At 65.4% G+C, this 23,086-nt stretch carries 15 protein-coding genes and 1 pseudogene; 6 read left to right on the top strand and 10 right to left on the bottom strand.

Annotation, left to right across the window (positions count from 1 at the left end):
- Positions 1 to 450: 450 nt before the first annotated feature.
- On the bottom strand, positions 451 to 6,159 hold the full coding sequence (locus tag AC0L3K_RS05205; protein ID WP_354128013.1) for an apolipoprotein A-IV repeat region-like domain-containing protein: 5,709 nt from the start codon (positions 6,157 to 6,159) through the stop codon (positions 451 to 453).
- Between the two features lie 396 nt (positions 6,160 to 6,555).
- Between AC0L3K_RS05205 and AC0L3K_RS05200 the strand changes: the two genes are divergently transcribed.
- On the top strand, positions 6,556 to 6,930 hold the full coding sequence (locus tag AC0L3K_RS05200) for an Hpt domain-containing protein (protein ID WP_354128014.1): 375 nt from the start codon (positions 6,556 to 6,558) through the stop codon (positions 6,928 to 6,930).
- 165 nt (positions 6,931 to 7,095) lie between these two features.
- Positions 7,096 to 7,416, top strand: a complete 321-nt coding sequence (locus AC0L3K_RS05195) for a 2Fe-2S iron-sulfur cluster-binding protein (protein WP_007602043.1) — start codon at positions 7,096 to 7,098, stop codon at positions 7,414 to 7,416.
- A 13-nt stretch (positions 7,417 to 7,429) separates the two neighbouring features.
- Here the strand turns inward: AC0L3K_RS05195 and AC0L3K_RS05190 are convergent.
- Positions 7,430 to 7,896: pseudogene (locus tag AC0L3K_RS05190) on the bottom strand (acyl-CoA thioesterase).
- A gap of 180 nt (positions 7,897 to 8,076) precedes the next feature.
- Between AC0L3K_RS05190 and AC0L3K_RS05185 the strand changes: the two are divergent.
- The 3 genes from AC0L3K_RS05185 to AC0L3K_RS05175 all read left to right on the top strand — a co-directional run bounded on the left by AC0L3K_RS05185 (position 8,077) and on the right by AC0L3K_RS05175 (position 10,545).
- Complete coding sequence (locus AC0L3K_RS05185; protein WP_007602049.1) at positions 8,077 to 9,105, top strand: NAD(P)/FAD-dependent oxidoreductase; 1,029 nt, start codon at positions 8,077 to 8,079, stop codon at positions 9,103 to 9,105.
- Positions 9,106 to 9,221: 116 nt separating this feature from the next.
- The gene (locus AC0L3K_RS05180; RefSeq protein ID WP_354128016.1) at positions 9,222 to 9,824 is read left to right on the top strand and encodes a DUF2147 domain-containing protein; all 603 of its coding nucleotides are present in this window, start codon (positions 9,222 to 9,224) and stop codon (positions 9,822 to 9,824) included.
- 373 nt (positions 9,825 to 10,197) lie between these two features.
- Complete coding sequence (locus tag AC0L3K_RS05175; protein WP_473365506.1) at positions 10,198 to 10,545, top strand: hypothetical protein; 348 nt, start codon at positions 10,198 to 10,200, stop codon at positions 10,543 to 10,545.
- Positions 10,546 to 10,591: 46 nt separating this feature from the next.
- Here the strand turns inward: AC0L3K_RS05175 and garD are convergent, their stop codons facing one another.
- From garD to AC0L3K_RS05135, 8 genes are all read right to left on the bottom strand, one after another.
- Positions 10,592 to 12,133: a galactarate dehydratase gene (gene garD, locus AC0L3K_RS05170; protein WP_354128018.1), complete on the bottom strand. Its 1,542-nt coding sequence runs from the start codon at positions 12,131 to 12,133 to the stop codon at positions 10,592 to 10,594.
- 123 nt (positions 12,134 to 12,256) lie between these two features.
- Positions 12,257 to 13,705: an aldehyde dehydrogenase family protein gene (locus AC0L3K_RS05165; protein WP_354128019.1), complete on the bottom strand. Its 1,449-nt coding sequence runs from the start codon at positions 13,703 to 13,705 to the stop codon at positions 12,257 to 12,259.
- Between the two features lie 17 nt (positions 13,706 to 13,722).
- Positions 13,723 to 15,066 (bottom strand): glucarate dehydratase, encoded by a 1,344-nt coding sequence (gudD, locus tag AC0L3K_RS05160; RefSeq protein WP_354128020.1) that lies wholly within the window; start codon positions 15,064 to 15,066, stop codon positions 13,723 to 13,725.
- Between the two features lie 25 nt (positions 15,067 to 15,091).
- Positions 15,092 to 16,036, bottom strand: a complete 945-nt coding sequence (gene kdgD, locus AC0L3K_RS05155) for a 5-dehydro-4-deoxyglucarate dehydratase (protein WP_007602056.1) — start codon at positions 16,034 to 16,036, stop codon at positions 15,092 to 15,094.
- 124 nt (positions 16,037 to 16,160) lie between these two features.
- Positions 16,161 to 17,066, bottom strand: coding sequence for a LysR family transcriptional regulator (locus tag AC0L3K_RS05150; protein WP_007602059.1), 906 nt, complete (start codon positions 17,064 to 17,066; stop codon positions 16,161 to 16,163).
- 122 nt (positions 17,067 to 17,188) lie between these two features.
- The gene (locus AC0L3K_RS05145) at positions 17,189 to 18,541 is read right to left on the bottom strand and encodes an MFS transporter (RefSeq protein WP_354128021.1); all 1,353 of its coding nucleotides are present in this window, start codon (positions 18,539 to 18,541) and stop codon (positions 17,189 to 17,191) included.
- A gap of 271 nt (positions 18,542 to 18,812) precedes the next feature.
- Positions 18,813 to 20,765 carry an SGNH/GDSL hydrolase family protein gene (locus AC0L3K_RS05140; RefSeq protein WP_354128022.1) on the bottom strand — a complete coding sequence of 651 codons (1,953 nt, stop codon included), beginning with the start codon at positions 20,763 to 20,765 and terminating at the stop codon, positions 18,813 to 18,815.
- A gap of 154 nt (positions 20,766 to 20,919) precedes the next feature.
- Positions 20,920 to 22,002 (bottom strand): lysylphosphatidylglycerol synthase transmembrane domain-containing protein, encoded by a 1,083-nt coding sequence (locus AC0L3K_RS05135; RefSeq protein ID WP_219682805.1) that lies wholly within the window; start codon positions 22,000 to 22,002, stop codon positions 20,920 to 20,922.
- A 416-nt stretch (positions 22,003 to 22,418) separates the two neighbouring features.
- On the opposite strand from AC0L3K_RS05135, the gene AC0L3K_RS05130 reads away from it, so the two are divergent.
- Positions 22,419 to 22,925, top strand: a complete 507-nt coding sequence (locus AC0L3K_RS05130) for a YciE/YciF ferroxidase family protein (protein WP_007602065.1) — start codon at positions 22,419 to 22,421, stop codon at positions 22,923 to 22,925.
- The last annotated feature ends 161 nt before the right edge of the window (positions 22,926 to 23,086 follow it).

The raw sequence follows: 23,086 nt of genomic DNA, 5'->3' as shown, positions 1-23,086 counted from the left end.
TTGCCCCCGGCGGGCGCGCGCCGTGCGCCCCGCCGGCCCCCGCCCGCGGCCCCCCCCACCCCCCCCCCACCCCACCTCCCCCCCCCCCCCCCCCCGCGGCCCGCCCGCCCCCCCCCCCCGCGCCCCCCCCGCGGCTGCGTCGCCGCCGCCCGAGCCGCCGAAGCCCGCTGTGCCGGAGCGCAGGCGGCAGTAGGCGTCCCAGATGTCGTCCTGGCGAAAGCCAGGACCCATACCGCGAGGTCCATCGATTGCGGTCGATGGCAGTACCGTACGACTGGTCTTCGCCAAACTCCTCCCTGGGATAATAGGTCCTGGCGTTCGCCAGGACGACACCGAGTGCTTGGTCGAACGCTTCGTTCCTAATGACGCCCAAACCTAATGACGCCCCAAACAAAACGGAGGCCGTGAGGCCTCCGTTTTCATTCGTCATGCGTCTTGGCGACTGACCGCTTATCCCAGCCGGCCCGCTGCGTGAGCAAGCAGCGTGTACACCAGGCCCGTCTCGGAGGTCAGGTGGTTGCGCAACTCCTGCGGGCCGCGGCCGTCGCGGGCGACTTCGTCGAGCAGGCGTTCGAACTCGGCGACATAGCGGTCGACCGTGGCCTTGAAGTTGCGGTCGGATCGATACTTGCGGGCGACCTCGTCAAAGGCCTTCTGGCCCGCGGGCGTGTAGAGGCGCTTGGTGAAGGCCTTGTTCTCGCCGCGCTGGTAGCGGTCCCACATCTCGGACGCGAGGTTGCGGTCCATCAGCCGGCCGATGTCGAGCGACAAGGATTCCAGCGGATTGCCGCCACCTTGCGGGGCCTGCGGCTGCGGCGCCGGTGCAGCCTGGCGGCCGCGCTGGGGCTCACGTCCGGTGGGCGCACCCTGGTTGGCGTCCGTGCGGCTCAGCAGGTCGGACAGCCAGCCGTCACGGCCCTGGTCGTTGCCGGCCGGTGCAACCGGCGGCGCTTCGGTGCGGCGCGAGGAGGCGGGCATGCCGAGGTCCGGCGGCGGCAGCGTCGAGGCGCTGGCGCTCTCGCGCATGCGCGTCTCGGTGCTGCGCGCGCCGACGGCCGCCAGCATCGGCTCTTCCTGGCGCTGCACGCTGGCGCGGCCCGTCGTGGAGACGTCGAGGCCACGGCCGTGCTGGGCCACGATGCGGTTGAGCTCGGCGAGGGCCTCGATCTGGTCGACGATCACCTTGCGCATCTGCGCAGTGCTCTCGGCGGCCTCCTGCGGCATCTCGAGCACGCCGCGGCGCAGCTCGTTGCGGGTGGCTTCGAGCTCGTTGTGCATCTCGAACGCCATCTGCTTCATGCTGGAGACGAGGTTGGTGAACTTCTCGGTCGACTGCTTGAACATCGCATCCGCCTCGTCAGTGGTCTGGCGGTAGATGTCGTGCATGGCCTCGACGGTCTGCCGGTGCTCCTCTTCGGAGGCCGACCGCACCGCTTCGAACTGGCGGGTGATCGCGGCGGAACCTGCGCCGGCGGTCTCCGCGACGACGCGGGCGATGTCGCGAGCCCGCTCTTCGGCGGCCGCCAGCGATTCATCGAGCAGGCCGGTGAAGCGCGACAGGCGCTGGTCGAGATCGGCGGTGCGCAGGTCGATGGTGGTGACGAGCGATTCCAGCGCCTCCTTGCGTTCGGCGAGCGAGGCGGTGGTGTTCTTGTTGCTCTGCTCGACCACCTGCGCGGCCTCGACCAGTGCCTTGCCGTGCGCGTCGAACTGGGTCGACAGCTCGCCGAGGTCCTGCAGCGCCCGCGTGGTCTTGCTGTTGAAGACGTTGAGCTGGTCTTCCAGATTTTGCGTCGCAGCGCCGTTGCGCGAGGTGACGTCGTTCATCGCCGAGACGAAGTCGGCGACGCGCGTCACCAGCGCCCGCTCGAGCGAGTTAAGGTTGTCGTGCGCACCGGTCAGCACCTCCTGGAGCAGGATGTTGCCTTCGCGCAGTCGCTCGAACAGGGCGACCGTGTCGGTGCGCAGGATCTTGCTGGTCTCCTGCATCTCGGTGACGGCCGCGATCGAGACCTGGCGCGACTGGTCGATCGCCGCGCGCGAGGCCTGCTCGAGATCTTTGAGCGACTTGTTGACGGCACCCGTCGCCATCTCGCTCGCCGAGTTGATGGTCCGCGCCACTTCGGAGCCGTTGCCCATCATGGTCTGCGAGAACGCGTGGCCGCGCGTCTCGATCGACTTCAGCGCGTCGGACGTGACGCGGTCGATGTCGAGCGTGAGCTGGCTGGTCTTGGAGCCGATCGCGTCCACGAGCGAACCGCGCTTGGCGTCGATCATGTTGGCGAGACGGTCGGACTGCTGCTGCACGTAGGTGACGATCTCGTCGGTCTTGCCGGTCATAGCCTGGCCGAAGCTGCTGCTGGCGGCGAGCACCGAGCGCTCGACGTCCGCCGAGCTCGACTTGACCCGCGAGCTCGCCTCGTTGGAGGCGTTGATCAACGCGTTCTGGGCGTTGAGCGCGCTGGTCTGGATGTCGTTGGTCGCGTTCGCGGTGGCGGTGCTCAGCGTACGCTCGATCTCGCTCGAGATCGTGCGGATCTGGCTTGCGGCATCCGCCGAGGTCGAGGTCAGCGAGGTCTGTGCCTCACGCGCGCTGTTGAGGATGGTCGAGGCGGTGTCGGCACCGACCGAGGTCAGCGTGCGCTCGATGTCCGTGGTCAGCGACTTGATCTGGCTGGCAGCGTCCGTCGAAGCGGAGATCAGCGTGCCCTGGGCTTCGCGTACGCCGCTGGTGAGCGCCTCGATGGTGGCGCCGCCGGCGGTCGCCAGCGCGCGCTGCATCTCGGCCGCCAGCGAACGAACCTGGCCGGTCTGTTCGGCGGAGACCGCCAGCAGGGTGCTCTGGGCATCGCGGGCGCTGGTCGTGATCGTCTCGGCGGTCGACTGGCCGACCTGCGAGAGCGACCGATGCACTTCGGCGGCGAGGGACTTGACCTGGCTCGCCGCATCCGAGGATGCGTTGACGAGCGTGCTCTGGGCTTCGCGGGCGCCGGTCATGATGGTCTCTGCCGTCGCGGTGCCCGCCATCGAGAGCGAGCGCTGCACGTCGGAGGACAGCGCCTTGATCTGGTTGGCGGTCTCGCTCGAGGCCGCGATCAGCGCGCTCTGCGCATCGCGGGCGCCGGCGGTGATCGATTCCGCCGTGGTCGTGCCGGCCATCGAGAGCGAGCGCTGCACGTCGGCGGTGAGGGTCTTGACGTGGTTGGCCGCATCCGAGGACGCCGTGACGAGCGTGGTCTGCACCTCGCGGGCACCGGCCAAGATCGAGGCGGCGGTCGCCGAGCCTGCCGACGACAGCGTGCGTTCGACGTCGGCCGCGAGCCCCTTGATCTGGTTGGAGGCATCGCCGGAGGCCGCGACCAGCGTCGACTGGGCTTCGCGGGCGCTGGTCAGGATCGAGTTCGCGGCACCGGTGCCGACGGCGGTCAGCGCGCGCTCGACCTCGGCGGAGGTCATCTTGAGCTGGGCGTTGACGTCGGAGGAGACCGTCATCAGCGACTGCTGCGCGGTGCGCGCACCGGTCTGGATGGTCTCGCTGGTGTTGACCACGAGGTTGGTGAGCGAGCGCTCGGCGTCCTCGACATGCGAGCGGATCGCGGTCGAGATCATCTCGGCGCGGGACATCATGTCCTCGCTGGCCTGGCGTCCGCTGCTCTCGATGCGGCCGGCGACGGCCTCGACGCGCGAGCCGAGCAGGTCCTCGAACTGCGCCACGCGCACGTCGATGTCGCTGGCGACCGAGCCGACCTTGGTCTCGATGGCCTGCTGGATGTCCTGGAAGCGCGCAGTGACCGTGTCGGTCAGGTGCATGCTGCGGCCGTCGATGATCTCGGTGACGCCGGTGATGCGGCGGTCGACCGCCTCGATCGCCTGTGCGGTGCCGTCCGTGAGCGTCGAGGTCAGGAGGGTGAGACGGGTATCGATCGACTGCACCGCCTGCGAGGCGCCGTTCGTCACCGCGGTGGTCAGGTAGGTGAGGCGCGTGTCGATGGATTCGAGCGCCTGCGACGCGCCGCCGGTGAGGGTGGTCGTCAGATGCGTGAGGCGCGTGTCGATCGTCTGGATGGTCTGCGATGCGCCATCCGTCAGCGAGGTCGTGAGGTGGTTGAGACGGTTGTCGATCGTCTCGATCGCCTGCGATGCGCCATCGGTCAGCGACGTCGTGAGATGGGTGAGGCGGGAGTCGATCGACTGGATCGCCTGCGCGGCACCGTCAGTCAGCGACGAGGCGAGCGTGTTGAGCCGTCCGTCGATGGTCTCGGTGACCGACTTCGCACGGGTATCGAACGACTGTTCGAGCGCGGCGACGCGGCCGACGAGCTGCTCGTCGAAGGTCTTGATGTGACCATCGATCGTCGAGTCGAGACCCGAGATCTTGCCGTTCAGCGAGGCGTCGAGGTTGCTGACGCGCTCGCCAACCGTGGTCTCGAACTGCACCAGGCGCTGGTCGAGCACAGCCGTGATCGCGCCGCCGTTGGAGGTGAAGCGGGTGTCGAAATTGTCGACATAGGTCTTCAGCGATTCATGGATGTCCTGGGTGCGCTGGCCCATCCGATCGACGATCTCGCCGCCGAAGGTTTTCACGGTGCGGTCGAACTCGGAGATGTGGCGGGTGATCAGGGCGCCCAGCGTGCCGGAGTCGCGTGCGAACTTCTCGACCAGCTCGGTGCCCTGGTTCTTCACCAGCTCGTCGAAGGCGCTCATCTGCAGCGACAGCGAGTCGTGCGCGGTCTCGGTCTGACTGACGACCTTGGCGACCAGCGTGTTGACGGTGGCGTCGAGCGCTTCGCTCGCCTTGTCGCCGGAGGTCATGATGTGGCCGGCGAGGCGGTTGCCGGCGTCGTCGATCTTGGCGGAGAGGTCGTTGGAACGCAGCTCGAGCTCGAGCAGCAGCGAGTCCGACGAATTCTTCAGGCTGTCGTGCACCTGCTCTGTGCGCTCGGAGATGCCGTCGACGATCGCGGCGGAGCGCTGCTCGAACTCGCCTGTGATGCGGTCGATGCGCTCGTTCAGCATTTCGTGGACGCGGTCGGCGAGGTCGACGAACTCGTCGTGGACATGGCCGGTCTTGAAATTGAGGCTGGTGGTCAGTCGCTCGCTGGCGTCGAGCACGGCGCGCGTGGTCTCGTTGCTGGCCTCCTCGAGGCGGTCGAGGAGGTCGCCGCCGCGCTCGCCGAGCGCGAGGATCATGTTGTCGCCGGCGTTGCTGAGCGCACCGGTGATGTGGGCGCCGCGCTCTTCGAGCGCGCCCGTGATCGACTTTGCGACCTCGTCGACGCGCGAGGCAATCGCGTCCGAGATCAGTGCGATGTCATGGCGCAAATCGATCTGCACGCCGGAGATGGCGCTGCGGACCTGCTCGGCCTGACCGACCAGATTGTCGCGCTGATGCGCGATGTCCTGGAGCAGGGCGCGGATGCGCACCTCGTTGTCGGAATAGGCGCGTTCGAGCGCCGCGACCTCGTTGGCGACCAGCGTCTCGAGTTCGCCGGCGCGCGCGATGGCGCGCTCGATGCCGTCGCCCATCGCCGCAACCTCGCGGCGGATGGCCTGGCCGACGGTCACCATGGAATCCGAAGCCGAGCCTTCCGGCTCGGAGAAGCGGATCGCAACCTGGGCCATCGCCTGCGCGACCGAGCTCATTTGCTGGCCGCGCCAGACGAGGCTCGCCAGGAAGAAGAACAGCATGATCGGCGCGAAGAACATCGTGACGAGGCCGGCAATGGCCAACACACCGCCGCTCTGGCCCATCGCCGCCTGGATCGAAGGCAGGAAACCGACCGTCAGCGCGGCGCAGGCCGCCAGCCAAATGACCGTGAAGATTGTCGCGCCGGTATAGATGTTGCGCGTCGGGCGTCCCGTTTGCAGCGTCTGCAAGAGCTGGCCGATGGTCGCACGGTCGTCATTGGCGGCGCGGCGCGAGGAGCGCGGCTCCTCGACCTGATCGAACATCGCGCGTTCGTTCGCGGCGGGACGCGGGTCGAAGCTCGGTTCGTCGAACATCGGGGGAGCCGGTGGCGCGACCGGGGGCGACGTTTCGCTGCGCATCGAGGCGTTGCGGCTGGTGTCCGCAGCCGTGTCGCTGATGTTCAGGGCTTCCTGGATTGCAGAAAGCGCATCTTCTGTGGGGTCTTTGACCTTTTTCGGAGTGTTTGCCATGTTCAGTCCGAGCCCTCGTTACTTGTACGCGTCCCCCCGCGAGCTCTGCGCGCTACGCAAGCCCACAGTCCGGATTATGCCGCTTGCGCGGATCTCCGAGCCATCCCCACCCGGACGGCTTGTCCGCCAATTTCTCCAACATCCTATTGGCAGAGCGTCGCGAATGAAATGCCCGCGATTAAGACATTCTTAATCATCGTTAACAGGATCGCGCCGTAAGGCCTTAGCAATAAATGCAATTCTCCACTGGACTCGCCGGATTGCGGCAACTTTTCGTCAATAAGCAGGCAGATTTGCGCAAAACGGCCGGAACATTTCGTTAACCATTTCCGTGCTTGGGTGGAGGGAACTTGACCGCCGGACCGGCGGACATCGCGCGATGCCGGGGCCTGCGCCATGACGCCTGAACTGCAACGGATGGACTGGATGCCCTCGCCCCCGCTTGCACCCATCTACAGCCCGCTCGACCTCGATCATCTCTCCCGCATGACGCTCGGTGATTCCGAGCTGGAACAGGAAGTGCTGGCGATGTTTGCCGAGCAAGCGGTGCGCCTGATCGCGGCGATGGCAGCGCTGCCGGCCGAGGCGGGCGCACTCGCCCACAAGCTCAAGGGATCGGCGCGCGGGATCGGCGCCTTGGCGGTGGCGGATGCCGCCGCCAGCCTGGAGACCGCGATCCAGACCGGCCAGGGCCGGCCTCACGCCTTTGCCGCGCTGAAAGAGGCGGTGACCGAGGCTCGCGCCGCCATCGAGGCGATCCTGAACCCTTAGGCCGACAGGGCCAGAACCGTCCTCTAGTCTTTTGTTTTGACGGGTTTTCTTCCCGCGAAACGGTATTCACGACTTATCAAAACGCTATGGCGCCGGGCTGACCGACCCGTTATAGGACAGCCCGGACCCTCCTTCATTCCCTAGATCGCGGCAGCACGAGCACACATGGCCAAAATTCACTTTGTCGATCACAAGGGCGAAACCCGTACGGTGGACGTCGAGAACGGCGCGACTGTGATGGAAGCCGCCATCCGCAACAGCATTCCCGGCATCGAGGCCGAATGCGGCGGCGCCTGCGCCTGCGCCACCTGCCATGTCTATGTCGACGAAGCGTGGCGTGAGAAGGTCGGCAGCCCGACGCCGATGGAAGAGGACATGCTCGACTTCGGCTTCGACGTGCGCCCGAACTCGCGCCTGTCCTGCCAGATCAAGGTCTCCGACGATCTCGACGGCCTCGTGGTGGCGACGCCGGAACGCCAGGCCTAACGCTGTTAGCTATTCATGTGCTCGGCGGCGCGACCTGGATGCCGCGCTTGTGCCAGGTCTGAGCTTCTCGAGCACTTCCGCGATCAGTGGCGTTGGCCGGCGCGACGCTTCGTCGATCATCACGGCGACGGATGTCGCCGATGCAATGCACTTCCCTTCCGAAAACACCACCTGCTCGAACGTCACCGACGTTCGTCCAAGCTTCGCGACGCCGAGGCCGAGCTCGATTGTGTTCGGCCAGTGCAACTCGGCGCGGAAATGGATGTCGAGCCGTACCATGATCCAGGCAAGTCCCGGCGGCGTCAGGCCGTATTCCGGAAGCTTCATCAGCGTGACACGGCCGGTCTCGAAATAGGTGGCGTAGACCGCGTTGTTGACGTGCTGGTTAGGGTCGAGATCGCCGAAGCGGACATTGTCGCTGAGGCGAAAAGGGTAGTCCTCCAGGCGCGGCGTCGTATCGAGGCGGCTTGGTGCGTTCACCGATTGATCTCCGTCATATCGTTGCCCGTTACAGCCCAGCTAGCCTGACCCGGCAAGTGGGCGCGGCTGCGGGGCGCTCCCGCTTTTATGCCTTCCCTGATCCATCCCCGTTGGCTAGACAGGCAGGGACACCTCGGCCCACAGGGCGCCGTCCCACCGAACGACCGATAAAGAGACGACATGAGCGACGCGATCAAAACCGATGTGCTGATTATTGGCGCCGGCCCCTGCGGTCTGTTCGCCGCTTTCGAGCTGGGCCTTCTCGACATGAAGACGCATTTCGTCGACATCCTCGACAAGGTCGGCGGCCAGTGCGCAGAACTCTATCCGGAAAAGCCGATCTACGACATTCCCGGCATTCCGCAGGTTTCGGGGCAGGGCCTCACCGACGCGCTGATGGAGCAGATCAAGCCGTTCCATCCGACTTTCCATCTCGGCGAGATGATCGAGACCGTGGAGAAGATCGGCGATCCCCTGTTCCGCTGCACGACGGACGCTGGCAAGGTGTTCGAATGCAAGGTGCTGGTGATCGCTGCCGGCGGCGGCTCGTTCCAGCCCAAGCGTCCACCGGTGCCGGGGATCGAAGCCTATGAAGGAAGTTCGGTGCACTACGCCGTGCGCAAGATGGAGACGTTCCGCGACAAGAACGTGCTGATCGTGGGCGGCGGCGATTCCGCGCTCGACTGGACGCTCAATCTGCATCCGATCGCCAAGCGCATCACGCTCTTGCACCGTCGCGACGATTTTCGCGCCGCCCCCCACAGCGTCGAGCAGATGCGCGCGCTGGTCGCGGCCGGCAAGATGGATCTGCGCCTCGGCCAGGTCACCGCGCTGTCAGGCAACGAGGGCAGGCTGAGCGGCGCCACTGTCAAGGCTAACGACAACAGCGTCAGCGAAATTACCTGCGACACCATGCTGCCGTTCTTCGGGCTGACCATGAAGCTCGGTCCGGTCGCGAACTGGGGTATCGCGCTGGAGAACAATCTGGTGCCGGTCGAGACATCCGCGTTCGAGACCAACGTGCCAGGCATCTTCGCGATCGGCGACATCAACACCTATCCCGGCAAGATCAAGCTGATCCTGTGCGGTTTCCACGAGGGCGCGCTGATGTCGCAAAAAGCCCATCGCTACGTCTATCCGGAGAAGCGGCTCGTGTTCCAGTACACGACCTCGTCCTCCAGCCTGCAAAAGAAGCTCGGCGTCAACTGACGGCGGCGGGCGATGCCCCATGTTTCTGGTGCTGGAACAGTTCGCGAAATCGCCGTAGTCTGCGGCCATTGCAGTTGGCGGCTTAGCAAGGCGATTGGCTCAGCAAGGTGATGATAATGCGGACTCTCTTTTCCAGCTTTCGGCTGTTCTCGATCCTCGCGCTCGCGATGTCGCTCGGTGCGGTGAGCCCGGTTGCGGCGCAAGTGCAGCAGCCGACCGCCGCAGGCCTCTGGCAGAAGGTCGAAGACGGCAAGACGGTGGGATGGTTTCTCTTCATCGACCACAACGGCATCTTCGAAGGCGTTATCGCAAAAACCTTTCCGCGGCCTGGCGACGACCCGAACGAGATCTGCGCGAAATGCACGGACGATCGCAAGAACGCGCCGGTGCTCGGCCTCTCCTTCATCCGCGACATGAAGCGCGACGGCTTGAAGTATGACGGCGGCAACGTGGTCAATCCGCGCGACGGCAACATCTGGAAGGCCAAGATGACGGTCAGCCCGGACGGACAGACCCTGACGATGCGCGGTTTCCTCGGCATCTCTCTGTTCGGCAAGGACGAGACTTGGACGCGTCTTCCCGACGCCAACATCGCGCAGGTCGATCCCGCCATCGTCGCCAAATATCTCCCGGCGCAAGCGACCGCCGCGACCAAACCCGCGCCCGTGCCCGCGGCGAAGAAGGGCGGCGCGATGATGGCGCCGGCGCCGAAGCAGTAGGGTCTACGTCGGGGCGCCATGGCGCCCGAACTTCCATAGCTCCACACACCGCTGTCATTGCCCGCCAAGGCGGGGACTCCGGTACGCCGCAGCCTCTCCGCGTTCTTGCGCGGTGTCACCGTGCGCAATCGCGCATGCGGCCGGCTGAGACAGCGGAGATCTTGGCGCGCGAGTAGCGGTCATACCCCTCGAAAGACGAACGCCTGCCGGACCCGCGCCAGTAGTTCCCCGGAATGCGCGGTGGCGCCGGATTTGCATAGCTATCCGCAAAGCTGCTGGGGGAATGAGTCGCCGTCCCTGACGCCTTCGCCGAGTCGCGGAGGCGAACGGCAACTATCGCCCCGCGGCGATGACCTCGATCCGCGGAGACGACATGAGACGTGCAATATCGTGTGCCGCCATGCTGCTGGTCCTGACGGTGCTGCCGACCGCCCCGACGCTGGCGCGGGACGACGGCCGCTACGCCAACTCGCCGTTAAAACCCTGGTTCGAGAGCCTTCACAGCGAATACGGCCAATGCTGCTCGGATGCCGACGGCTATGTGGTCGCCGATGTCGACTGGGAGTCCGAGAAGGGCCGTTATCGCGTGCATCTCGACGGCGAATGGATCGTCGTGCCCGACGGCGCCGTCATCACCGAGCCGAACCGCACCATGGTGTGGAAGCACTATATCGACGGCCATCCGCGCGTGCGCTGTTTCATGCCGGGCAGCATGACGTAGACCGAGGCGTCATCCCGCGCGGCGAGGCAGCGTCCGCGCGCGGCGCTCAGGTCACTGGCGCCGGATTGAACAGCGTCAAATCGTTGTGGATGCCCCAGCGATCCGACCACGGCTTGGTGCGGCCGCTGGCGACGTCGAGGATCAGGCGGAACAGGTCCCAGCCGGTCTCCTCAATGGTCTTCTCGCCGGTCGCGATGCCGCCGGCATCGAAATCGATCAGGTCCTTCCAGCGTCGCGCGAGCTCGCTGCGGGTCGCGACCTTGATCACGGGCGCAGCTGCAAGGCCGTAAGGCGTGCCGCGGCCGGTGGTGAACACCTGCAGCGTCATGCCGGAGGCGAGCTGGAGCGTGCCGCAGATGAAGTCGGATGCCGGCGTCGCCGCAAACAGCATGCCCTTCTGCGTCGCCTTCTCGCCGGGCGAGAGTACGCCGGTGATTGCGCTTGATCCGGACTTGACGATCGAGCCCAATGATTTCTCGACGATATTCGCCAAGCCGCCCTTCTTGTTGCCCGGCGTGGTGTTGGCGCTGCGGTCCGCGCCGCCGCGGGCGAGATAGGAATCGTACCAGGCCATCTCGCGGACCAGCGCGCGGCCGACGTCCTCGTTGATGGCGCGTCGCGTGAGCAGCTGGATCGCGTCGCGCACTTCGGTGACTTCCGAGAACATCACGGTGGCGCCGGCGCGCACCAGCAGGTCGGCGGCGAAGCCGACCGCAGGGTTCGCGGTGACGCCGGAGAAGGCGTCGCTACCACCGCATTGCAGGCCGATGACGAGATCGGCGGCCGGGCAGGTCTCGCGGGTGCGCTTGTTGAGGATCTTCAGGCGGGCCTCTGCCTGGGTCATGATCGCGTCGACGATGGCGCCAAAGCCGTCGAAGGCTTCGTCCTGCATGCGCACGATGGCATTGCTGACGCCTTCCGGCACCAGACGCTCGGGCGCGAGCTTTTCGCATCCCAAGCTGATGACCAGGATCTCGCCGCCGAAATTCGGGTTCTGCGCGATATTTTGCAGTGTGCGGATCGGAATCACCGCATCAGGCGCGTTGATGGCGACGCCGCAGCCATAGGCGTGCGTCAGCGGCACGACGTCGTCGACATTCGGGTATTTCGGCAGCAGCTCGGCGCGGATGCGCTTCACCGCGTATTCCATCGTGCCCTTGACGCATTGCACGGAGGAGGAGATGCCGAGGATGTTCTTGGTGCCGACCGAGCCGTCGGAATTGCGAAAGCCTTCGAACGTGAAACCATCCAGCGGCGGCAGCGGCGCGGGAACGGCGGTCGAGATTTCCAGCTTGTCGAGGGCAGGGGCCTCCGGCATGCGGATGCGCGCTTCGTCCACCCATTCGCCGGCCAGGATCGGCGCGAGCGCATGGCCGATCACCTCGCCGTAGCGGATGATCGGGGCGTCCCGCGCGATGTCGACCAGCGCCGTCTTGTGTCCCTGCGGCACGAAGGCACGCAGCGTCAGCCCGCTGGCGAAACGGGAGCCGGCGGGAAGCCCGAAATCATTGACAACGATCGCGACGTTGTCGCGATCGTTGAGCTTGATGTAGCGGGGCTGCTCTTTCGCTGCGACTGACTGGTCCATCTGCGCTTTGCCTCCGTAGTCGTAGGGTGGGCAAAGGCGCAACGCGCCGTGCCCACCATCTTCACACCGAACGTAAGTGGTGGGCACGCTTCGCTTTGCCCACCCTACGAATCTTCCCCGTGGCTAGCCGGGGAAGGTATAAGCCGTCTTCACCGTGGTGTAGAACTCGCGCGCGTAAGAGCCCTGCTCGCGGGCGCCGTAGCTCGAACCCTTCCGGCCGCCGAACGGCACGTGATAATCGACGCCGGCGGTCGGCAGATTGACCATCACCATGCCGGACTCGCTGTTGCGCTTGTAGTGCGAGGCGTATTTCAGGCTGGTGGTGCAGATGCCGGAGGCAAGGCCGAACTCGGTGTCGTTGGAGATCGCCAGCGCCTCCTCGTAGTTCTTGGCGCGAATGACGGTCGCGACCGGCCCGAAGATTTCTTCGCGCGCGATCCGCATGTTGTTGTTGGCTTCCGTGAACAGCGCCGGCTGCAGGTAGTGGCCGGGCGTTTCGCGCTTGAGCAGCTCGCCACCCCAGGCGAGCTTGGCACCCTCGTCCTGGCCGATCTTGATGTAGCGCAGGTCCTGGTCGAGCTGGCTCTGGTCGACCACCGGGCCGATATGCACGCCGGCCTTGAGCGCGTCGTCGACCGTCAGACCTTTCAGGCGCTCGGTCATCGCCGCAACAAAACGGTCGTGAATACCTTCGGTGACGATCAGGCGCGAGGACGCCGTGCAGCGCTGGCCGGTGGAGAAATAGGCGCCGTTGACGGCGACTTCGACGGCGGTCTTGAGGTCGGCGTCGTCGAGCACCACCAGCGGGTTCTTGCCGCCCATCTCGAGCTGGAATTTCTTCATGTTGCTCGAGGTCACGCAGGCCTGCGCGATCTTGCGGCCGGTCTGCACCGAGCCGGTGAAGGTGATCGCGGCGACGTCGGGATGCTCGATCAGGGTCTGGCCGACCACGGAGCCCGAGCCGACCACGAGGTTGAACACGCCGGCGGGAATGCCGGAACGGGTGATGATCTCGGACAGCGCATGCGCGGAGCCCGGCACCAGTTCGGCCGGCTTGAACACCACGGTATTGCCATAGCAGAGCGCCGGGGCGATCTTCCAGGCGGGGATCGCGATCGGGAAATTCCAGGGCGTGATCATGCCGACGACGCCCATCGGCTCACGGGTGAGCTCGACGTCGATGCCGGGACGCACCGAGGCGCCCTTTTCGCCGATCATGCGCAGCGCCTCGCCGGCGAAGAACGCAAAAATCTGGCCGGCGCGGGCGACCTCGCCGATGCCCTCGGGCAGCGTCTTGCCTTCCTCGCGAGCGAGCAGGCGGCCGAGCTCTTCCTTGCGGGCGATGATCTCGAGCGAAATCTTGTTCAACGCGTCATAACGCGCCTGCGGTGTCGATTGCGCCCAGGCGGGGAAGGCGGCCTTGGCTGCTGCGATCGCCTTCTCGGTCTGCGTCTTGTCGGCCTTGGCGTATTCGCCGACGAGATCATTGGTGTTGGAGGGATTGATGTTCTTGGTGACGCCGGAGCCGTCGACCCATTCGCCGCCGATGAAGTTCTTCAGGATCGCAGTCATAGCTTCCTCCAGAGTTTTTAACGAACCAGGCAGGGACGCTTGTCGTCGAAGGTCCAGCCGGGGATCAAGTCCTGCATGGCAATAGCGTCATCGCGGGCGCCGAGTCCATGCTGCTTATAGAGGTCATGCGCGGCATCGATGGTGGCCCTGTCGATTTCGATACCCAGGCCCGGCCTCTCAGGCACGGCGATCTTGCCGGCCTTGATCTGGAGCGGCTCCTTCGTCAGGGCCTGGCCGTCCTGCCAGATCCAGTGCGTGTCGATCGCGGTGACCTTGCCTGGGGCGGCGGCGCCGACATGGGTGAACATGGCGAGCGAGATGTCGAAATGGTTGTTGGAGTGCGAACCCCAGGTCAGGCCGTTGTCGCGGCAGGTCTGGGCCACGCGCACCGAGCCCTGCATGGTCCAGAAATGGGGATCGGCCAGCGGAATGTCCACCGCGCCGAGGCGCAACGCATGGGACAATTGCCGCCAATCGGTCGCGATCATGTTGGTCGCGGTCGGCAGGCCCGTTGCACGGCGGAACTCGGCCATGATCTCACGGCCGGAGAAGCCGCCTTCGGCGCCGCAGGGGTCCTCGGCATAGGCGAGGATGCCGTGCATATCCTTGCAGAGGCCGACAGCCTCGTCGAGCGACCATGCGCCGTTCGGGTCCAGGGTCACGCGCGCATTCGGAAAGCGCCTGGCGATTGCGGTGACGGCCTCGATCTCCTGCTCGCCGCGCAGCACGCCGCCCTTCAGCTTGAAATCGGCGAAGCCGTAATGGTCGTGGGTGGCTTCCGCGAGCCGCACCACGGTTTCCGGCGTCATCGCCTGCTGATGGCGGAGGTTGAACCATTCGGGCTTGCCGCTCTCGCCGCCGACATAGTCGAGCTTGGATTTGCGCCGGTCGCCGAGGAAGAAGAGATAGCCGAGCGTCTCGACGCTGGTGCGCTGCTGGCCTTCGCCGAGCAGGGCTGCGACGGGCAGGTTGAGATGCTGACCGAGCAGATCGAGCAGGGCGGACTCCACTGCCGTGACGGCGTGGATCATGACGCGGAGATCGAAGGTCTGCTTGCCGCGGCCGGCGGCATCGCGATCGGCGAAGGCGGTCCTGATATCGGCGAGGATGTTGTTCATCGCACCGACGGTCTTGCCGATCACGAGATCACGGGCGTCCTGCAGCGTCTGCCAGATCTTTTGGCCGCCGGGCACCTCGCCGACGCCGGTGTGACCGGCATTGTCGGTGAGGATGACGATGTTGCGGGTGAAGAACGGCGCATGCGCACCGCTCAGATTAAGGAGCATGCTGTCACGGCCTGCGACCGGGATCACCTGCATCGCGGTGACGACCGGTGCGCCAGTGATCTCGGTGTTAGCCATCGCAGGCTCCTCTCTGTATCGCTTGTTATTCTGCAGCCTGTTGTGACGATCGGATGGCGGGCAGATTCTTCACCAGCGCTGTCACCTCCGCGATCTCCTGCTCGGTGAGATCGGTCAGCGGCGGGCGGACCGGGCCGGAATCGCGGCCGATCACCTTCATGCCGGCCTTGATGATCGAGACCGCATAGCCCTTCTTGCGGTTGCGGATCGCGATCAGCGGCAGGATGAAATCCTTCAGGCCGGCGTGGATCGTCGCATGGTCGCGCTTGCGCACGGCGGCGTAGAAGTTGGTGGCGAATTCCGGAACGAAGTTGAATACGGCCGAAGAGTAGGTCGTCACGCCCATGTCGAGATAGGGCAGTGCGAAGGTCTCTGCGGTCGGCAGGCCGCCGATATAGGTCAGGCGGTCGCCGAGCTTGGTGTAGACGCGGGTCATCAGCTCGATGTCGCCGATGCCGTCCTTGTAGCCGACGAGGTTCGGGCAGCGCTCGGCGAGGCGGGCGAGCGTATCGGGCTGGAGGATGGCGTTGTCGCGGTTGTAGACGATGACGCCGATCTTCACGGAGGCGCAGATCGCTTCCACGTGGGCAGCAAGGCCATCCTGCTCGGCATGGGTGAGATAGGGCGGCAGCAGCAACAAGCCGTCGGCGCCGGCCTTCTCCGCGCCGATCGCGATCTCACGCGCGGTGGCGGTGCCGTAACCGGTGCCGGCGAGCACGGGCACGCGGCCCTTGGTCTCGTCCACGGCGATCTTGACGACCTGCGGAACCTCGGCGGCCGTCAGCGAGAAGAACTCGCCCGTGCCGCCGGCGGCGAACAGGCCCGCGACGTCATAGCCGCATAGCCAATCCATATTGGCGCGGTAAGTCGCCTCGTCGAAGGAGTAATCCGCCTTGAACGGGGTGACGGGGAAAGACAGGAGGCCGGATCCGATCTTCTGGGCCATTTCCTGCGGGGTCATCTTGCTCATGGGCGCTGCTCCCTGGTCTCGTGTTGTGGAGGACGCAAAGGCTGCGCGTCCATGCGCCGTGGTTTAGGAGACCGTTCGATGCGGGTCCAAGCCAAAGCCTATATCGACCGATGCGAAATCAGCATCAATCTTCCATCACCTCCGCCGAGGACAATTCGCTCGCGATTTTGACGAGCGCCGACAGCAGCGGGTTCTCGTCGTCGCGGCGCCAGACCATGAACAGCTCGACCGGGACGCGGGTGCGCAGCTTCAGCGGCCGCAGGCGGACGTCCGCGATCTTCAGGCTTGCCGCCGCCGCCGGCACGATGGCGAGGCCGAGGCCGGCGCGCACCATGGCGAGGATCGAGTGGATCTGGCTCAGGTGCTGGACATAGCGCGGCAGAATGTCGGCGCGGGTGAACAGCGCTACCAGCACGTCGTGAAAGTAGCGGCTCTCATAGGGCGAATACATCACGAAGGGCTGGTTGTCGAAATCCTTGATCGTGACGCTCTCGGCATTCGCCAGCGGATGCTTTTTGGGGATCGCGGCGAGCAGGGGCTCGGCGACGACGCGGCGGCTGGCGATTTCCGGGCGCGCGATCGGTGGCCTGAGCAGGCCGGCATCGATCTGGCCCGAGGTCAGCGCCTCGAACTGGTCGCCCGACACCATCTCCTTCAGCGAGAAGTCCACCTCGGGCAGCTTGGCGCGGCAGGCGGCGACGAGCTCGGGGAGGAAGCCATAGGCGGCGGCCGCGGTGAAGCCGATTTTGAGCGAGCCGGACTTGCCGAGCGCGATACGGCGGGCGACCTGCGAGGCGCTTTCCGCAAGCTTCAGGATGCGCCGCGCTTCCGGCAGGAAGCTGCGCCCGGCCGGCGTCAGGCGCACCGAGCGGCTGGTACGCTCCAGCAGCGGCGCATCGATGATGTGCTCCAGCACCTGGATCTGCCGGGACAGCGGCGGCTGGGTCATGTTCAGTCGCGCGGCGGCGCGGCCGAAATGCAGTTCTTCCGCCACCGTGACGAAACAGCGGAGCTGATTGAGGTCGAACATCGATACATGCCTTAGATGGATAAGGCGTTTCCCCGGCGCTTCTAGCATCGATTACTCCCAAAACAAAGACGGCGGCCGTGAAGCCGCCGTTAAGTTGCCTGGTCAAGCTCCCATGGGAGCCCTCAGGAGGAACGTTTGAGCACTACGCGCTCGATCTTGCCGACGACCACGAGATAGGCGAATGCGGCCACCAGCGCATTGGCGCCGACGAATATCAGCGCCCCGTTGAACGAACCGGTCGCGGCCAGGATGTAGCCGATCACGATCGGGGTGCTGATCGAGGAGAGGTTGCCGAAGGTGTTGAACAGGCCGCCCGAGACGCCGCCGGCTTCCTTCGGCGACGTGTCGGAGACGACAGCCCAGCCGAGCGCGCCGATGCCCTTGCCGAAGAAGGCGAGCGCCATGAAGCCGACCACCAGCGCCTGGCCGTCGACATAGTTGCAGGCGATGATCGACATCGACAGCAGCATGCCGCCGACGATCGGGATCTTGCGCGCCATCGTCAACGAGCCGGTCTTGCGCAGGATCGCGTCGGAGATGACGCCGCCAAGCACGCCGCCGATGAAGCCGCACAGCGCCGGCAGCGTCGCGACGAAGCCGGCTTGCAGGATCGACAGGCCGCGCTCCTTGACGAGGTAGACCGGGAACCAGGTCAGGAAGAAGTAGGTCAGCGTGTTGATGCAGTACTGGCCGAGATAGACGCCGAGCATCATACGGTTGGAAAGCAGCTGGCGGATGTGATCCCACCCGGAGCCGGCCTCGGGCGTGCGCTCTTGCTTCAGATCGTCTTTGGGCGCGTCGAGATCGACCAGCGCGCCGCCGTCCTTGATGTAATCGAATTCGGCCTCGTTGATGCCGGGGTGCTCTTTCGGCCCGTAGACGGTCTTGATCCAGACCAGGCCCATGACGATTCCGAGCGCGCCCATCACGAAGAACACGTAGCGCCAGCCGTAGTCGTGCGCGATCCAACCCATCAACGGCGCGAAGATCACGGTGGCGAAATACTGCCCGGAATTGAAGAACGCAGAGGCGGTGCCACGCTCGTTGCTCGGAAACCAGGCCGCGACGATGCGGGCGTTGGCGGGGAAAGACGGCGCTTCGGCGATGCCGACGAGGAAGCGCAAGCCGAACAGCACGGCGATCGCGGTGCCGGCGCTGAAGAATCCGACCCAGCCCTGCAGCGTCGTGAACAGCGACCAGACGATGATGCTGAAGGCATAGACGAGGCGGGAGCCGTAGCGGTCAAGCAGCCAGCCACCCGGCACCTGCGCGATCACATAGGACCATCCGAACGCCGAGAAGATGTAGCCCATCGCGACGGGATCGAGGTGCAGCTCCTTGGAGAGCGCGGGGCCCGCGATCGACAACGTGGCGCGATCGGCATAATTGACGGTCGTGACCAGGAACAACATGGTCACGATAAACAGTCTGACGCGAGACCTTCTCACGTCCGCTGCGGACATCACTGCGCTCATTTCGCGCCTCCTTAGAACTCGAACGTTTCCCCACTGCGACTCCTAGAGGTGCGCGCAGCGAAGTGTCCAAGTTCAAGGCAGTATCGATCGATGCCGTTTTTGGATGGATGGGAACGGCAGGGGGAGGAACGATTGTGAGAGAGTGCCGAGACGTGAGCCCCAATCTCGTCATTGCGAGCGCAGCGAAGCAATCCAGAATTCCACCGCGGAAAGACTCTGGATTGCTTCGCTGCGCTCGCAATGACGATGTGGAGAGAGCCCGCTTTTGCTACTACTGCTGCGCGCCCGGCAGTAGCGGCGCGAGCAGCCCGCGTGTCACGCCCGGCGGTGCCGCATCGAGTCCCAGCACGGCGCTTGCGGCCGGCAGCGCCGCGTCCGCCATCGCGGCGTGGCCTTCGGCGCTCGGATGCACGGCGCCGCCATAGACAGCGGAGAGCACGCCCCAGGTCGCGTCATGGATGTCGGTCGGCTGGCTTGCTGCCGGCAAGCCTTGCGGATAGGTCATCGCAGCGAAATAGCTGTCATTGGCGTCGCGGATCCACCGCGCGCGCGGCAGATAGGCGCGGAATTCCGAGGCGCCGCGGCCGCACAGCATCGGCTGGCCCGCCGCGCTCACGATGTCGGGATTGAAGCTCTGGCCGTTCTCGGCAAAGCAGGTGCGGTCGAATTCGGGATCGTTGCCCGAATGCGCGCAGAAGCCATGATCGGCGAACGCCGCCTGATGTGAATCCACGAAGGTCATGCGGTCGGCCTCGGGATCGCGGCACAGCGCGCCGCGGGTGCAGGTGGCGAGCCCCTTCAGTTGTGGCAGGAATTCGGTGTCGACGAAGGTCGAAACGCGGGCGAGGCGCTGCGGATCGGCGTTGAAGGACGGATGAATGTCGAAGCCGGCGCGGCCGCCGCGGCAGGGCACACCGCCATCGGCGAGCGCCGGATTGGCATAGGAGACGTAGACCACATGCGAGAGGTCGCCGCCGACCAGCGGCTTCAGCGCTTCGCGCAGCTTGACGAAATTCTGCGGCAGCTCGCGCGCCAGCGCATCGCGGGAATCATCGACGCTCGCCATCACCCCGGAGCGCCGGAATATCGCGCGCTCGGTTGCGGTCTCGACGATCACGTCGGCGACGAGGCCGGAGAAATAGACGTCGTTGGCGCCGACCGAGAGCAGCACGAGGTCGAGCGTGCGCTCGGGTTGGCGTTTCCGGGCCGCGGTCAGCGCCTCGCGCAGCTCGGCGACCTGCGCGTTCACGCTGATGTTGCAGACGCCGGTCTTGCCGGGCGGGCATTCGCGGGCGCGCTGCGAGCCGAGCAGCCCGTCGCTGATGCTGGCGCCGGTGCAGGCGAGCGGCAGAAAGGTCACGGCGACGTGGGTGTAGCGTACCGCGAGCGCCAGCGCGGTGCGGGCCTGGTAGCTGTAGAGCGATCGGTGGCAGGGCGAGTTGAACCAGAGCGCGCTGTAGCGCTGCCAGTTAGCAAGCGTATCGGGCGCTTCGCAGGCGCGGCCGCCCTTGAAGCCGGCCCGGCTCGGCCGGTAATACTGCGCGCCGGCGGTGCCGAGATAGGAGCGGAAGCAAAAACCTTCGTCCGACAGCGCCAGCGGCCGGTCCGGATTGCCTTCGCCCGAGGCGATGCTGTCTCCGAGGCCAGCGACGAAGATGTCGCGGACCTGGATCTCGGTCTGGACGCGCTGGGTCGGATCGGAGCCGGAGGAGACGTCGACGCTCGCGACCGTCTGCTTGCCGTAGCGTACCCGCAGATTGACCGGCTCGGCGCAGTCGAAGGTGGATTGTTGCGGCCCGTCGCCGTCGTCGAACGACCAGGCGCAGGTCGCGCCGACCGGCACCGCGCCGGCGAGGCGCACAGTGACGGGATGGTCGAGGGGGGTGAGGTAGTTTTCCTTCGTGTTGTCGCGGGTGCAGGGCTGGTTGACCCGGCCCTGGAGGTCGATGCAGAGCCGGTTGACCATGTTGCGGGCCCAGCCGCGGCCCTCGCTCTGGAGCTCCAGCGATTGCTCGGCGGCGAGGATGCTGCGGTTACGCGCGTTCTCGACATGAAGCAGGAAGTCGCGCTCCTCGCGGAACAGTCGGAAGCGGTTGCGCACCTCCCAGCTGATCTGCATGGCGCCGGCGTCCTGCGCGGCCGCCCGCTCCGGCGGCAAGGCGGTGAGGAGCCCGGCGAGCAGCAGGGCACCGGCGAGGAAACGGCGAAGGAATACAGGGATCATGGCCCGCGTTTTCAACGGCAAAGTTGAGGCGGAAATAAGAGAGCTGCTCTCCGCCTGCAACATTGGTCTGAAGGTTTTACCGGCCGCCGTCTAGCGGACTATCGACGGAGCATGATCTTTTCGGAGAGCCACTTCGCACTTTTCCGGATCATGCTCAGCGTTTGCTGGCCTGCCGCAGCGACCGCTCGCGCTCCATCGCTGCCACCTGCTTGGGCAGGTTGGCCTGCGCGCAGGCCTCCGCCAGCCGTCGACGCTCCTGCCAGGGCTCCACCACATTCATCCAGAGCTCGCGTGTGCCCATGATGGAGATGGCAAGACCGAACGGGATCACGAAATAGAGGATGCGGAAGACGAGGAGCGTGGCCAGAAGCTGCTCGCGGCCAAATTCGGGCAGCGCCACCAGCATGGCGGCGTCGAACACGCCGAGCGAGCCGGGGGCGTGGCTGGCGAAGCCGAGCAACGTCGCCAAAATGAACACCACGGAGAGCGACAGGAAATCGATCTGCGGAGTGGCCGGCACCAGAAGGTACATCGCCAGCGCGCAGAATCCGAGATCGACGACGCCGATCAGGATCTGCACCAGCGTCAGCGGCGCTGACGGCAGCACCACCTTCCAGCCCTTCTGGCCAAGCTCGCGGCGCTTCTCGCCCATGCACAGCCAGACCAGATAGGCGCCGATCGAGGCAAGGCCGCCGATCGCAATCAGCCGGTTGATCGACGACGGCAGCTGATCCATGTAGGAGGCGGCATCCGGATGGATGGCCATGCCGATCGAGAGCACGAAGATGTTACCGAGCCAGAAGGTCAGGCCCGACAGGAAGCAGATTTTGGCGACGTCGATCGCATTCAGCCCGTAATCCGAATAGATCCGGAAGCGGATCGCGCCGCCGGTGAAGACTGTGGCGCCGATATTGTGGCCGATCGAATAGGACGTGAAGCTGGAGAGCGCTGCGATGCGATAGGGCACGTGCTTCTTGCCGATCGTTCGCAGTGCAAAAAAGTCGTAGAAGGTCAGCGTACAGAACGCGAAGCATACGCAAATCGCCGCCAGCCCGATGTTTTCGCGGGGGATCTCGGTCAACGCGGTCAGGATGACCCCGGTGTCGATGCCCTTGAGGGTGCGCACCAGCGTGGTGATCGCGAACGCGATGATAAAGACGCTCGCCGCAACGCCGAGTCGCCGCCAGCCGATCCATCTCTTGAAGCCGCGCTTCAGCGCGGTCAGCAGTCCGTGCATTCATCCTCCCGGCGGGGGGCAAGACCGACCAGGCCAGACATTGGCCGGTCGGATGCGATCAGTGCCCGATGTGGGCTTGGATCGCTAGACATGATGTAGCTCATTTAAGGCAAAAACAGTGACTTGTGCAGCCCTTGACAAGGATAGGTTCTGTCTTGGACCAGCCACTTTGTCATACGCAGTTCACATCGGACGCGCGTTAAGCATATGAGTCGTAGGACCGGTCGCGTCCGTCCGTGACATGATTTCAGATCCTGCACGGCCGGCATTGTTCCAGCGCAAGGGATGCGGGCTTTTTTGGAACGACGATGCCGTGCGCTGGTTAGTGCCGCATCAGCAATCGAACATGGCGGAATAACCGGCTTCTCCTGAAAGCCGGTGCCTCCGTGTTCCCACAACCCGAGAGGATCGGACCGATGGGATTGTTCACAAAAGACATCAAAACCATGAACGACCTGTTCGTGCATCAGCTCCAGGACATCTATTACGCCGAGCAGCAGCTCACCAAGGCACTGCCGAAAATGGCGGATAAGGCGACCGATCCGCAGCTGAAGCAGGGCTTTTTGACGCACCTCGAAGAAACCAGGGAGCACGTCAAGCGGCTCGAGGAAGTGTTCAAGATGCACGGTGCGCAGGTGAAGGCGGTCGATTGCCCCGCGATCGACGGCATCATCGAGGAAGCCGACGAGACGGCCGGCGAAGTCGCCGACAAGGCGGTGCTCGACGCCGCGCTGATCAACGCGGCGCAGGCGGCGGAGCATTACGAGATCGTCCGCTACGGCAGCCTGATCGCCTGGGCCAAGCAACTCGGCCGCAACGACTGCGCCAGCATGCTCGCCAAGACGCTCGAGGAGGAGAAGGCCACCGACAAGAAGCTGACCACGATCGCCGAGAGCAAGGTGAATCTGCGCGCTGCAAGCTGAGGCCAGGCTTAGCCAGGATAGAGCGTCGGGGGGGGGGCCCCCCCCCCCCCCCCCCGGGGCGCCGCCCCGGGGGGGGGGGGGGTGGGGGGTTTGGGGTAAATGAGGGGGGGGGGGAGTGTTTTGTTGTGCGGGGGGGGGGCGCCCGCTGGGGGGCGGGGGGG

Source organism: Bradyrhizobium sp. MI1.10 (assembly GCF_055811035.1).
The sequence above is the reverse complement of the archived record's forward strand: the minus strand, read 5'-3'. Positions and strand labels throughout refer to the sequence as shown.